The organism is Streptomyces sp. CA189 (assembly GCF_056428985.1).
This window is the reverse complement of record NZ_JBWJVM010000042.1, coordinates 29,516-42,916: the sequence shown is the minus strand read 5'-3', so window position 1 is coordinate 42,916 and position 13,401 is coordinate 29,516. Positions and strand designations below refer to the sequence as shown.

The window sequence follows — 13,401 nt, the reverse complement described above, 5'->3', positions numbered from 1 at the left end:
CCACATCCCGGACTCCGTTTGACCCCCAGCTAGCTATAGAAGGAGCGCCAACATGGCCTTCACCCAGGAAGAAATCGTCGAAGGTCTCGCGGAGATCGTCAACGAGATCGCCGGCATCCCGACCGAGGACGTCCAGCTCGAGAAGTCCTTCACCGACGACCTGGACGTCGACTCGCTGTCCATGGTCGAGGTCGTCGTCGCCGCCGAAGAGCGCTTCGAGGTGAAGATCCCGGACGAGGACGTCAAGGGTCTCAAGACCGTCGGCGACGCCGCGAGCTACATCCTCAAGCACCAGGCCTGAGCCTGACGAGCGTTTGTCGCCACCCCGCGGTGGCGCCGTGACAATTCACCCCCTGAAACGTGGAGAAAGAATTCCTGTGAGCCCGACCAATCGCACCGTGGTCGTCACCGGTATCGGCGCAACCACTCCGCTGGGTGGCGACAGCGCTTCGACCTGGGAAGGTCTGCTTGCCGGCCGTTCCGGCGTAAAGCCTCTCGAAGGTGAGCGCTTCGCCGAACTCCCGGTCCGCATCGCCGCCACCGCCGCCGTGGACCCGAGTGAGGTCCTTCCCCGGCCGCTGGCCCGCAAGCTGGACCGCTCGGCCCAGTTCGCGATCATCGCGGCCCGCGAGGCGTGGACCGACGCCGGTTACACCGCCCCGGCGGGCGAGGACGCGTCGATCGCGCCCGAGCGCCTGGGCACCGTCATCGCCTCCGGCATCGGCGGCGTGACCACCCTGCTCGACCAGTACGACGTACTGAAGGAAAAGGGCGTGCGCCGGGTCTCCCCGCACACCGTCCCCATGCTCATGCCCAACGGCCCGTCGGCCAACGTCGGCCTGGAGGTCAACGCCCGCGCGGGTGTGCACACTCCGGTCAGCGCCTGCGCCTCCGGCGCCGAGGCCATCGGCTACGCCGTCGAGATGATCCGCACCGGCCGTGCCGACGTGGTCGTCGCGGGCGGCACCGAGGCGGCGATCCACCCGCTGCCGATCGCTGCGTTCGCCAACATGATGGCGATGTCCAAGAACAACGAGAACCCGACCACGGCCTCCCGTCCGTACGACAAGGCCCGCGACGGCTTCGTCCTCGGCGAGGGCGCGGGCGTCGTGGTCCTGGAGTCCGCCGAGCACGCCGCCGCGCGCGGCGCCCGGGTCTACTGCGAGGTGCTGGGCCAGGGCCTGTCCGCGGACAGCCACCACATCGCGCAGCCGGAGCCGACCGGCCGCGGTGTCGCGGCGGCCGTGCAGAACCTGCTCGACAACACGGGTCTCGACCCGGCCGAGCTGGTCCACCTGAACGCGCACGCCACGTCCACCCCGCAGGGTGACACGGCCGAGCTGAAGGCCCTGCGCAAGGTGCTGGGCGACGACCTCGACCACATCGCGATCTCGGCGACGAAGTCGATGACCGGTCACCTCCTCGGTGGCGCCGGCGGCATCGAGACCGTGGCCACGGTGCTGGCGCTGTACCACCGCCTCGCCCCGCCGACGATCAACCTCGACGACATCGACGACGACATCGACGCGGACATCGTGCGCGGCGAGCCCCGCAAGCTCCCGGCGGAGGGGCCGATCTCCGCGATCAACAACTCCTTCGGCTTCGGCGGCCACAACGTGACCCTCGCCTTCCGAAGCGTCTGAGTTCCCACGCACGAAGGGCCCCGCTCGGCATCTGCCGGGCGGGGCCTTCTGCGTGTGCTCAGACCACCTGGTGGAGCCAGCGGACCGGGGCGCCCTCGCCCGCGTAGCGGAAGGGTTCGAGCTCGTCGTCCCAGGGTTTGCCGAGCAGTTTGGCGATCTCCGCCTCCAGGTCCGTCTCCCCGTGCGCGGACCGGGCGAGGGCGGCGCGCAGCCGGTCCTCGGGGATCAGGATGTCGCCGTGCATGCCGGTGACGGCGTGGAAGATGCCCAGGTGCGGGGTGGAGCTGTAGCGCTCGCCCTCGGCGGTCGGACAGGGTTCCGCGGTCACTTCGAAGCGGAGCAGGTGCCAGCCGCGCAGCGCGGAGGCGAGTTTCGAGGCGGTGCCCGCCTCGGCCTGCCAGGAGAACTCGGCTCTCCAGGTGCCCGGGGAGGCGGGCTGACGGATCCAGTCGAGGTTCACCCGCACCCCGAGCACCCCCGCAACAGCCCATTCCACGTGCGGGCAAAGCGCGCGCGGTGCGGAGTGCACGTACAGGACTCCACGTGTCGTCACCGGGACCTCCAGTGTGGGACGAGGTCGGGAATAAACTCCAGAAAACGGACAGTATGTGACGTGATGTAATGTAACGGAAATTATTTGACATTGCGTTGCGGGACTTGCGGCCGAAACGCCACGGGAAAAAGCTACCGTGCGCCGGGGGTCATGGTGTGACGTACGGTCGCTCCGAGGCCCGTAAACACAGAGCATTCACTCAGCAGGACGCCGCCGAATGACGCGGGGCGACGAGGAGGGACCTTCCGCATGCGCACCACCGCCCCACGCCGCCGCGCGCGTCGGACTTCCGCGGGCGCGGGCGCGGCGGCCGCCCTGCTGTTCGTGGCGGCGGGTGCGCTGACCGGGTGTTCGGCGGACGCGGCGAAGACCGGGGGCGAACTCGGAGCGCAGGCTGCCCCGCGATGGAACACCGCGCCGGCCTCGGTCGCCGCCGTGGGCGACTCCATCACGGCCGGTTTCGACGCCTGTTCGGTGCTGGCCGACTGTCCGGAGGCCTCCTGGGCCACGGGTGACGACCCGGAGGTGCGCTCGCTGGCCGCCCGGCTGCTCGGCGAGGCCGAGGCGCCCGCGCGGAGCTGGAACTACGCGGTTACCGGCTCCCGGATGGCGGACCTGCCGGCACAGCTCGCGTCGGCGGCCGCGCACAAGCCGGGCCTGGTCACGGTGATGGTGGGCTCGAACGACGCCTGCCGGCCCTCGGCTTCGTCGATGACTCCGGTGGCCGCCTTCCGCTCCGGCTTCGAGGAGGCGCTGGCCGGCCTGCGGGCGGCCTCGCCGGCCTCGCAGGTGTACGTCTCCAGCGTCCCGGACCTCCAGCGGCTGTGGCAGCAGGGCAAGGACGACCCGATGGTGCGCCAGGTGTGGAAGCTGGGCATCTGTCAGTCGATGCTCGCCGATCCGACCTCGGCGGCCGCCGGTGCGACGGCCCGGCGGGAGCAGGTGCGGGCGCGCGTGGTCGAGTACAACGAGGCGCTGCGCGAGGTCTGCGCGAAGGACGAGCTGTGCCGCTACGACGGCGGAGCGGTGTTCCAGTACCCCTTCTCGGCGGAGCAGTTGAGCCGCTGGGACTGGTTCCATCCGGGCAAGGACGGGCAGGCGCGGCTCGCGGAACTGGCGCACCGACAGGTGACCTCCGCCGAGCCTCCGCGTTGACGCGGGAGAGGGATCGGACCGGGGGCGGGTGTCAGGGCCCGCCCCCGGTCCGGCTTGTGTGAACCACCACGACTGTCGATCAGTACGGGTGATTTCCGGCCATTACAGGTCGAGGGCCGCCGTCAGCCGCGTGTCGCCGTGCGAGCGGCTCGCGCGGACCTCGTAGGCGCCGCCGATCCGCTGCCAGGAGCGGGAGGGCTGGTCCCAGATCTCGAAGGCGCGCTCCGGCAGCGGGATCTCCACGTCGACGCTCTCGCCGGGGCCGGCGGTCACGCTCGCGAAGCCCGCCAGCCAGCTCGCCGGGCGCTCGACGCTGTCCGCGACGGGCGCCAGGTAGACCTGTACGGTCTCGCGGCCCGGCCGGGTGCCGGTGTTGGTTACGCGGACCTTGGCCTGCGTGGGGGTGGCCTCCAGGGACTCGTAGGCCCAGTCCGTGTAGCCGAGGCCGTGCCCGAAGGGGAAGGCCGGGGCGATCCCGTGCTTCTCGTAGGCGCGGTAGCCGATGAAGAGCCCCTCGGTGTACTCCAGGCGCCCCTCGGCGGGGGTGACGTCGGTGACGGGCGCGTCGGCGAACTCGGCGGGCCAGGTGGTGGGCAGCCGACCGCCCGGCTCGGCCTCGCCGAGGAGTACGTCGGCCAGCGCGGCCCCGCCCTCCTGCCCGGGGAACCAGGTCAGCAGGACGGCGGCGACCTCGTCGCGCCACGGGAGTTCCACCGGGGAGCCCGCGTTGACGACGACCACGGTGTTCGGGTTGACGGCGGCGACGGCGCGCACCAGGTCGTTCTGGCGGCCCGGGAGGGTGAGGTCCTTGCGGTCGAAGCCCTCGGACTCCACCCGCTCGGTGGTGGCGACGACCACGACGGCGGCGTCGGCGGCGCGCGCGGCCTCCACGGCCTCGGCGATGAGCTCGTCGGCGGAGCGCTGCGGGCCGAGGTGGAGGAAGGAGAACATGATCGCCTTGAGCGGCAGGGTCGTCATGTCGGGCACCTGGTAGGTCAGCGAGACCTCGACGGCTTCGCCCTCGGTGAGCGTGAGGCGGGTCCGCACCTGGGGAGCGCCGAAGAACGCCTCGAAGGGGTCGGCCTCGTCGCCCATCGGCTGGACCCCGTCGAAGCGGGTCTCGCCGCCGACGGCGAGGGTGAAGGCGCCGAGTCCGCGGGTGCCGAAGGCGTGCTCGCCGCTCTCGCGCGGCACGAACGTACCGGTGACCTCGATGCTCGCCATCGTCTCGTACGTGACGCCGTCGGGCAGGTCGTCGCCGATCCACTGGACCTGGCCGGTGGGCAGCGAGCCGGTGCCGAGGACCGCGCCGGAGGCGTCCCGGCAGACCGCGCGGAGCTCGAAGCCCTTGTCGGCGGGGGTCAGTTCGTCGCTGGGGTCGGCGCCGACGGTGAAGGTCAGAGCCCCGTCGGGCAGGGCTTCGGTGAGTCCGTCCAGCGGGGAGACGATCCGCTCCGGGAAGACGGTGGCGCTGCCGCCGCCGAGGACGCGGGCGTCACGGGCGGCGGCGCCGCTGAGGGCGACGGTGCGGCCGGGGGCGGTGTCGAGCGGGAGCACGCGCTTCCCGGCGTTCGCAGCTCCGTCGGCGACTGCCTCGTTGCGTACGAGGACGAAGCCGCGGGCGGCCAGCTCGCGGGCCAGCGCCTGGCCGTCGACGGGGGCCGGGACCTCGCCGACCGCGGCGGGGGCGCCCTCCAGGATGCCGACGCGGGCGGCGAGGCGCAGGACGTTGCGGACGGCGTCGTCGACGGCGGACTCGGGGACCTCGCCGGCGCGGACGGCCTCGGCGAGCGGAGCTCCGTAGACGGTGACGGGACCGGGCATGGCCACGTCCATGCCGCCGAGGATGTCGCCGGTGGTGGAGCGGGCGGCCATCCAGTCCGAGACGTTGAAGCCGTCGAAGCCCCATTCGCCGCGCAGGACCTCGTTGACGAGGTACCGGTGCTCGGTCATGGTCGTGCCGTTGACCCGGTTGTAGGCGGTCATGATGCCCCACGGGTGGGCGTTGGCGACGATGGCCTCGAAGGGGGCCAGGTACAGCTCGCGCAGCGGGCGCGGGGCGATGACGCTGTCGACGGTGAACCGCTCGGTCTCCGCGTCGTTGCCGACGAAGTGCTTGACGGTGGTGCCGACGCCGCCGTCCTGGACGCCGTTCACGTAGCCGCTGCCGACCGCGCCGGTCAGGAACGGGTCCTCGGAGTAGCACTCGAAGTGCCGGCCGCCGAGCGGGGAGCGGTGCAGGTTGACGGTGGGCGCGAGGAGCACGTGGACGCCCTTGCGGCGGGCCTCCTGGGCGAGGAGGCGGCCGGCCCGGCGGGCGAGCTCGGGGTCCCACGCGGCGGCGAGCGCGGTCGGGGAGGGCAGGGCGATCGACGGGTCGTCGGCGGTCCATCGCACGCCGCGCACCCCGATGGGGCCGTCGGACATGACCAGGGACTTCAGTCCGATCTCGGGGACGGCGGGCAGGGACCACATGTCCTGGCCGGCCAGCAGCCGGGCCTTGGTGTCGAGGTCCAGCTTGCCCAGGGCCGTCTCTACGGCGTCGTTGCGGACCTGATCGGCATCGGTCACGGCCATGCCTCCTCGTTGAGTGCGGGTGCGCTGCGCGGTGCTGTGCGGTGCGGCGCTGTGCGGTGACCCCATGGTGGACCCGTTACCTGTAGAGCGGTAGGGTTCGTAATCTATTCGTAATCTTGAGATGCCGTACGGTCCTGCTGGCAGGTGTGGACGGAAGGGGTGGCGGGGCGATGGTCAGGGCCAGGAGTGAGGAACGGCGCGCGGAGATCGTCCGCGCGGCCCTCGAAGTGATCGCCGAGCGCGGCTACCGGGCCGCGGCCCTGGGCACGGTCGCCGAGCGCGTGGGCCTGACCCAGCAGGGACTGCTGCACTACTTCCCGACCAAGGAGGCGCTCCTGGTCGCGGTCCTGGAGGAGCGCGACCGCTGGGACACCGGCGGCGGCGCCCGCGCGCTGGCCGACGCCTGGCGCCCGGACCTGCTGGCCTCGCTGGTGGAGTACAACGCCATGCGACCCGGCATCGTGCAGACCTTCTCGGCGCTGCTCGGCGAGAGCGTCACCGACGGCCACCCGGCGCGGGAGTTCTTCGCCGAGCGGTACGCGCAGGTGCGCTCCGCGATGGCCGCGGTCCTGCGCGCGGAGTTCGGCGAGCGGCTCCCCTCGGGCCTCACCCCCGAGCAGGCGGCCCCGCTGCTGGCCGCCGTGATGGACGGGCTCCAGTACCAGTGGCTGCTGGCCCCGGAAGCCGTGGACATGCCCGGCGTCTTCCGCGCCTTCCTGGACCTGGTCCAGGGGCCCCGGGGCTGACCGCGGGGCCGACGGCGGGGCTGGCATGCTGGGGCGGGTGAAGATCGCTGCCGCGCAGTTGAGCTGCGTCCCCGCCGACGTGTCCGCCAACGCCGTACGGGCGGCCGGCCTCGCCGTGCGGGCCCGGGAGGAGGGCGCCGGGCTGGTGGTGTTCCCCGAGTTCACCCTGACCGGCTACGAACTGGCCGCGCTAGCCTCCGACCCCGGCCTGTGGCTGGCCGACGCCGAGGACCCGCGGCTGGACCCCGTCCGCTCCACCGGCATCGCCACCGCCGTCAACGTCGCGCTGCGCGTGGACGGCCCCCGGCCCGTCATCGCGACCCTGGTCCACGACGCGGACGGCGCGCACGTGACCACGTACGCCAAGCAGCACCTGTTCCGGCAGGAGCAGGAGGTCTTCGCCGCGGGGACGGTCCCGGGCCGCTTCGAGCTCGGCGGGCTCCGCTTCTCTCTGGGGATCTGCTTCGACAACCACTTCGCGGACGTGCCCGGTGCGGGCGCCGCCGCCGGCTGCCGGGTCCACCTGGCGAGCTCGCTCTACGGCACGGGCGACGGCATCGCCGAGCGGGCGGCGGTCCACCCGGGGATCGCCCGGGACTTCGGGATGTACGTGGCCCTCGCCAACCACGTCGGACCCGCCGGGCCGTGGACGGGCTGCGGGGGCGCGGCCGTATGGGCGCCGGGCGGGACCCTGCTGGCCGAGGCGGACGCGCACACGCCGTCGGTCGCCGTGGCGGAGGTACCGGCGCGGCTCCCCGTCCAGGGCGCCGTCGCGGGCACCGTCGAGGGCACCGGCCGGAACCGGGCGGACGAGCAGGGCGCGCGGACGACGCAGGCCCCGGCCTGACGGGGCGTCCGAGGACGCGCCGCCGGGCCGGGGCCTGGGCCGGGGAATCAGCTGGCCTGGGTCACCCGTGAGTGGCGCCGGGCTTCGGGGCCGGGCTCCGGACGGGCTCCGGACAGCACCTCCGGGCCCTGCGGCCCGTCGGTTCCGGGCAGCGGGTCGGCCGGCGTGCGCGCGGGGGTCGTGTCGGGCACGCGGTCCCGCATCAGCCCCGGCACCACGAGGGCGAACGCCGCCACCGTGTAGAAGCCGGTCCAGAACACCCAGCCGCCCGGCGGGGCCCAGTGCGCGGCGTACGGGATCACGGGGCCGCTGATCCCGACGGCGAAGCGCCGCAGGGTCCAGTAGAACGCCGCCGCGTTGGCCAGCGCGAGCAGGGGCAGGGAGTAGCCGACCAGCCTGCGCAGCGGGAAGCCCTTTTCCGGCATCCGGCGCGCGATGATCAGCACCGCCATCAGCGGCAGGCCGACGGCGAACGGCAGCAGGTAGCGGCCCTGCCAGACCAGGCCGATCTTCGACGCCTGCGAGGTCTGCCCGACCACCGGCACGACCACGATGGCGATCACCATGGCGATCAGCGCCAGCGCTTCGCGCTTGCGGCCGTACATCAGCCCCAGCACGGTGATCACCGCGATCACGCCGAGCCAGACGTACCAGGTGACGACCGGCGCCGGGGTGTCCAGCCAGCCGAAGTAGCCGAGCATCTGCTGGATGTACATCTCGGTGGCCCCGAGGGTCCGGCGGGCCGCCTCCGTCGTGGTGAGGTACTTGGGGATCTTTATGACGGAGTTGTCGGGGTGCGTGGCCGCCCACGCGAGCGCGCCGACCGTGGCGAGGCCGAGCAGCCCCGTCCAGAGCCACATCGCCTTGCGGCGGAGCACCGAGCGCAGCACGCCGCTCTCGGCCAGCAGCAGGCCGAAGCAGACCGCGCCCGCGAACCAGATCAGTCCGAGCGGCCGGATGTTGATCAGCACCAGGCCGCCGACGCCGACCCTGGCGAGCCTGCGGTTCAGCAGCCGCGGATCGGGCGACATGAGGATCGACAGCAGGCCCGTCCACACCAGGATTCCGGCGGCGATCTCACCGCCGCTGGGGTTGACCATGCCGGCCATGAACAGGGCCATGGGCGTCGCCGCCGTGAAGACGCCGAGCAGGGCGAGCGAACGCCCGCGCCGCCACTCGGAGGCCGTCACCACGGCGCTGGCCAGCAGCAGGGAGCAGAACAGCGCCGACATCAGGCGCATGAGGTAGAGCCCCTTGGCGCCCTCCACGAGCAGGCTGGGCCAGCCGGTCAGCATGTAGTACGCCGGGTGGTAGCGGCCGGCGGCGGTGGGGACCTCGACGATGCTGTCGGAGTCGCCGAGCGCGGGCGCGCAGGACGCGGGGGTGCCCGCGCGCCAGGAGTAGCACTCGTGGTGCTTCGGGAGTTCCGAGTACCACTCCGGGAGCTGCACGCCGGTCTCGGCGAAATCGCCCTTGATGCCCGCGACCATGTGCGGAACCATCACCTCGGAGCCGTTGATCTGCCCGCGGGCGACGGCCGCCGCCCGGATGAAGTGGGCGTGCTCGTCGGGGGATCCGCCCAGCGGTGTGGCCGCGGACCAGCCGGCCGCGATGGTGAAGAAGAGGACGAAGCTGACGGCCCAGAGCCTCTTGGGGGTCCGGGCCGACCAGTCGGCCAGCCGCGTCAATGCGGAGATCATGTCGTCCTCGTGATCATCGGATGTATGTCAGCCAAGTCTGATCGCCGTCCTTGGAGCACTTGTGCTCGGGGGCGAATTGGGGGCACTTCCCGTTCAACTGCCGAATCGTGTGCGATACGTACGGCAGGATCCGGTAGGTCCCGTCCTGGGCCGGCATGTACCGGTCGGCCATCGAGGACGACACCGTTCCGAGCAGGAGCAGCAGGGCGCACAGGGTTCCGATGACGGCCCCCTCCCGGCCCGGCAAGCCCCGGCCCCGTACGGCCGCGCCCTCGCCATTGTCCAATGTGCGTCGTTCTGCCAGCCGCTGCGACACCAGGTGCGCGACGAGTGCGGCCAAGATCAACCCGCAGTAGAGGAGCTGGTTGTTGGTGCGGGTGTAGAGCTGGACGGTCTGCGTCTCGTACATGTGCGAGGCGATGTACATCCGCATCAGCCAGGCGGAGAGGAACATCGCGGTGATCGTGACCACCATCGGCTTGCGCAGTCCCAGCCAGATCGCGATGCCGAGACAGATGAAGGTCACGAGGGCGAACAGGCCCACCCCGCCGAACTCGCCCGGCGGCGGCCAGTCGCCGACCTTGCCCGGCATGTCCGTGCGCCACATCAGGTAGTAGGCCGGGTCGGTGAAGGTGTCGAAGCGGAAGTTGAAGTCCTTGGTCTCCTGGCCCTCGGTCAGCATGACGACCAGGTACCGCCCGGCCACCGCCATGAAGGCCGCCAGGGTGGTTCCCAGGAACGCGGCACCCTTGGCCCGGCCGGTCTTCCACGGGAAGTACAGGGCGGCGGCGAAGAACACGCCGGCCGCGCTCCACAGGAACCAGCCGGAGTATGTGAGGAAGAGCACACCGATCAGCGCGCCGAACCCGGCGGCCTTGAGCAGCAGCGGCCGCCAGCTCTCGGTGCCGCTGCGGCGCAGCGCCACCACCAGGGCCACCAGGACCGGTACCAGCACCACGAGGACCGTCTGGGCGTACGGCTTGTACGCGTCGATCAGCGCGAAGGCCGGTACGACGCCGAAGGCCAGCGCCCGGAGCGGGCTCAGCAGCAGCCGCCAGGCGAAGTAGACGAACGGCCCGAAGAAGGCGGCTCCGAGGATCTGGAGGTCCTTGAAGGCGTAGGCGGTGTTGCCGCCGTGGAACCACTCGGCGTAGTACCCGAGGGTGTAGAGCGGTGCGGGGGGGTAGACCGGGGAGCCCGACGGCTGCCCGTTGGCGACCGCGTGGGCCCACTCGACGATCCGGCCGCTGTCCCCGTTGAGGCCGAACATCGGCCACGGCGTGCCGTGGAGCGCGACCACCGCTCCCGCCGCGACGAAACCACTGGCCAGACCCGCGAGGGCGGCCGCGGAGATCCGGGTGGCCAGGTTGAAGTGGCGGCCACCGCGCAGCCGCATCGCGAGCACGACCGCGGCGATGAACACCAGACCGAGCAGGGCGAACCGGAACTGGATCGCGGCCAGGCCGCTGACCTGCGCGATGCGGTCCAGGGGGTCGAGCTGGAAGCCCACGGCCATCAGCGGGAGCGCGAGCGCGCCGGCGAAGGCGACGACCGCTTCCAGGAGCAACAGGGCGCCCCGGGAGCGCAGCACTCCACGCGCGGGACCCGAAACGGGCCGGGCGCGCGTGGCAGGTCCACTCGCGGGACCCGAGCGCACAGGCTCCAGCCCCTCGGTACTGACTGTCACGTGAAAGATGTCCCTACTGCTGGTCGGTGCACAGCGACTGCCTGGTCGGTGCGCAGCGCTGTGGCCGGTCGTCTCTCAGCAAGGCACTGCCCGGCTCGGACCCCGACGACCGGTGCTCCGGACAGGACGCGGGCTCTAGGACGGTGGGGGACAGCTTTGAATCTTGCCGCCGGTCATCCTATCGGGTTGGCACAGGAGCACCGCGGAGTCGCGGGAGCCACCGGGGTCCGGGCGGCGTCGGGGAGCAGGTGCTTCGCGCCCCACGCGCCGAGGGCCTCCAGGGCCCCGTTCAGCTCGTGGCCGAGCGGGGTCAGGGAGTACTCCACGCGCGGCGGGACCTCCTCGTAGACCTCGCGGTGGACGATGCCGTCCGCCTCCAGCTCGCGCAGCTGGGCCGCGAGCACCTTCTCCGAGACCCCCGGGACCAGGCGGCGCAGTTCACCGAAGCGGCGCGGGCACTGTTCCAGCTCCCACAGGACCGACACCTTCCACTTGCCGTCGATCACGGACATCGCCGCGGCGATCCCGCAGTGATCCGCGCCCGGCCTCTGTGCAGATGCCATCACGCACCCCTCCCCACCTGTTCGCTCACCTCGGGGTAACCACCCACTCCGAAGTGCGTACTTGAGCACCTGACGGCCCTCCACCAGGCTAAACGGCATGACCGACACCAGCACGAAGACCCCGCTCACCCTCCTCGGACTCGGCTCGATGGGCACCGCCCTCGCCCGCACCTGGCTCGCCGCCGGGCACCCCCTCACCGTCTGGAACCGCACCCCCGCCAAGGCCGAGGCCCTCGCGGCCGAAGGCGCCGTCGTCGCCGCGAGCCCCGCCGAGGCGGTGGCCGCGAACGGCCTGGTCGTGCTCTGCCTGCTGGACCACGACAGCGTCGGTTCGGCCCTGGAGGGCCTGGACCTCACCGGAAAGGACCTGGTCGACCTGACCACCGGCACGCCCGCCGACGCCCGCGCCCGGGCCGCGTGGGCCCAGGAGCGCGGGGCCCGGTTCCTCGACGGCGGCATCATGGCCACCCCGTCGATGATCGGCGTCCCCGCGGCCGGCGGGTACGTCTTCTACAGCGGCTCCCCCGACCTGCTCGAGGAGCACCGGAGCGCGCTGGAGGTCCCGGCCGGCGCCCGCTTCGTCGGCTCCGACCCCGGCCACGCGGCCCTGCACGACGTGGCCCTGCTGAGCGCGATGACCGGGCTCTTCGCCGGGATCTCGCACGCCTACGCGCTGATCGAGGGCGAGGACGTCTCCCCCAAGGACCTGGCTCCGCTGCTGACCGAGTGGCTGGGGGCGATGGGCTTCTTCGCGGGCGCCGCCGCCGAGCGGCTGGTCTCCGGGGACTTCACCACGGGCGTCGAATCGAACCTGGCCATGCAGGTCACGGCGAGCGCCACCTATCTGCGGACCGCCGCGGAGCAGGGGGTCAGCCCCGAGCTGATCAGTCCGTACCTGGACCTGATGCGGGAACGCCTGGCGGCCGATCCGGCGGCCCACGCCGGCGAGGACACCGCCGGGGCGATCACCCTGCTCAGGCGCTGAGCTGCTTGCCCTGGCGGTGACCTTGGCCCTGACCTTGGCCCTGGCTGTGGCCCTGGCCTTGGCCCTGGCTGTGGCCCTGGCTGTGGCCAGGGTCCTGGCCCTGCTCCTGTCCTTGCGCCTGCCCCTGCTCCGCGTCCTCGCCCACCAGGTCCCGGACCATGAGCGTCGCCCCGGCCACCGCGCCCGGCATCAGGAACACGGCGACCAGCGGCACCAGGAAGGACACGACGAGCGGCACCCCGAAGCCGAGCGCCAGCATCCGCCGCCCGCGCAGCAGCGCGAGCTGCTCGGTGAGCTGCACCCGGCGGCGCATCAGGGCGACGGAGGTGAGCTCCTGGGCGAGGAAGAAGCCGGAGACGCAGAAGCCGAGGACCGGGACCACGGTCTGCCCGATCACCGGGACGAAGCCCAGCGCGAAGAGCAGGATCCCGAAGAGCAGCACCCGGCCCAGGATCCGCAGGCTGTCCCGGGCGGAGATCCACAGCTCCTGCGGGAGCGTGAGCCCCGACTCCGGGACCTCGCCGCCCTCGGTGCGGTCGACCTGCTCCGAGAGGGACTCGTAGAACGGCTGGCCCACGAGCAGGGTCACGGCGGTGAAGGTGATCACCGCGAGGAAGAGCCCGAGGGAGAAGACCAGGGCCGTCAGGAAGCCGCGGAAGAGCCCGAGCCACGGGGAGGACCAGCCGTCGGCGAAGGGGGTCGCCCAGGCGGTCAGGTCGTCGGCGCCGTAGCCGAGGCCGACGAGCGCGCCGGCGTACAGCACCAGGGAGACGAGCCCGGGCAGCAGCCCGAAGCCCAACCACCGTCCGTGGCGCAGTACCCATCGCTGTCCGGCCAGCAGATAGCCGAATCCCCCCGCAAGATCACGCATGGATCCAGTCTAGGCCGTCTCTGGCGGGGGGACGCCGGGCATGACGAAGGCCGCACCCCGGTGCCTGGGTGCGG

At 72.1% G+C, this 13,401-nt stretch carries 12 protein-coding genes; 6 read left to right on the top strand and 6 right to left on the bottom strand.

The features are described 5' to 3' along the window. Positions 1–52: 52 nt before the first annotated feature. Positions 53–301, top strand: coding sequence for an acyl carrier protein (locus tag AC061S_RS27080; protein WP_243329395.1), 249 nt, complete (start codon positions 53–55; stop codon positions 299–301). A 76-nt stretch (positions 302–377) separates the two neighbouring features. Then, entirely contained in the window at positions 378–1,643 is a 1,266-nt protein-coding gene (fabF, locus tag AC061S_RS27075; protein ID WP_478688495.1) for a beta-ketoacyl-ACP synthase II, read from the top strand. A gap of 58 nt (positions 1,644–1,701) precedes the next feature. Here the strand turns inward: fabF and AC061S_RS27070 are convergent, their stop codons facing one another. Next, positions 1,702–2,196, bottom strand: coding sequence for a DUF3145 domain-containing protein (locus tag AC061S_RS27070; protein ID WP_243329390.1), 495 nt, complete (start codon positions 2,194–2,196; stop codon positions 1,702–1,704). Between the two features lie 249 nt (positions 2,197–2,445). Here AC061S_RS27070 and AC061S_RS27065 point away from each other — a divergent pair, with 249 nt between their 5' ends. Continuing rightward, complete coding sequence (locus AC061S_RS27065) at positions 2,446–3,351, top strand: SGNH/GDSL hydrolase family protein (protein ID WP_478688494.1); 906 nt, start codon at positions 2,446–2,448, stop codon at positions 3,349–3,351. A gap of 102 nt (positions 3,352–3,453) precedes the next feature. Here AC061S_RS27065 and AC061S_RS27060 read toward each other — a convergent pair whose 3' ends face one another. After that, entirely contained in the window at positions 3,454–5,928 is a 2,475-nt protein-coding gene (locus AC061S_RS27060) for a beta-glucosidase (protein ID WP_478688493.1), read from the bottom strand. 170 nt (positions 5,929–6,098) lie between these two features. Between AC061S_RS27060 and AC061S_RS27055 the strand changes: the two genes are divergently transcribed. Next, positions 6,099–6,674, top strand: a complete 576-nt coding sequence (locus AC061S_RS27055) for a TetR/AcrR family transcriptional regulator (RefSeq protein WP_478688492.1) — start codon at positions 6,099–6,101, stop codon at positions 6,672–6,674. Positions 6,675–6,711: 37 nt separating this feature from the next. After that, positions 6,712–7,521, top strand: a complete 810-nt coding sequence (locus tag AC061S_RS27050) for a carbon-nitrogen hydrolase family protein (RefSeq protein ID WP_478688491.1) — start codon at positions 6,712–6,714, stop codon at positions 7,519–7,521. 47 nt (positions 7,522–7,568) lie between these two features. Here AC061S_RS27050 and AC061S_RS27045 read toward each other — a convergent pair whose 3' ends face one another. The 3 genes from AC061S_RS27045 to AC061S_RS27035 all read right to left on the bottom strand — a co-directional run bounded on the left by AC061S_RS27045 (position 7,569) and on the right by AC061S_RS27035 (position 11,471). Beyond that, positions 7,569–9,221 carry a DUF2142 domain-containing protein gene (locus tag AC061S_RS27045; RefSeq protein ID WP_478688490.1) on the bottom strand — a complete coding sequence of 551 codons (1,653 nt, stop codon included), beginning with the start codon at positions 9,219–9,221 and terminating at the stop codon, positions 7,569–7,571. A gap of 13 nt (positions 9,222–9,234) precedes the next feature. Next, positions 9,235–10,812, bottom strand: coding sequence for a hypothetical protein (locus AC061S_RS27040; protein WP_478688489.1), 1,578 nt, complete (start codon positions 10,810–10,812; stop codon positions 9,235–9,237). Positions 10,813–11,081: 269 nt separating this feature from the next. Beyond that, positions 11,082–11,471: a winged helix-turn-helix transcriptional regulator gene (locus tag AC061S_RS27035; protein WP_478688488.1), complete on the bottom strand. Its 390-nt coding sequence runs from the start codon at positions 11,469–11,471 to the stop codon at positions 11,082–11,084. Positions 11,472–11,568: 97 nt separating this feature from the next. Between AC061S_RS27035 and AC061S_RS27030 the strand changes: the two genes are divergently transcribed. Beyond that, entirely contained in the window at positions 11,569–12,456 is an 888-nt protein-coding gene (locus AC061S_RS27030) for an NAD(P)-dependent oxidoreductase (RefSeq protein WP_478688487.1), read from the top strand. Here AC061S_RS27030 and AC061S_RS27025 read toward each other — a convergent pair. After that, positions 12,446–13,327 (bottom strand): EI24 domain-containing protein, encoded by an 882-nt coding sequence (locus tag AC061S_RS27025; RefSeq protein WP_478688486.1) that lies wholly within the window; start codon positions 13,325–13,327, stop codon positions 12,446–12,448. The two genes, AC061S_RS27030 and AC061S_RS27025, sit on opposite strands and share 11 nt — an antisense overlap. Positions 13,328–13,401 lie beyond the last annotated feature (74 nt).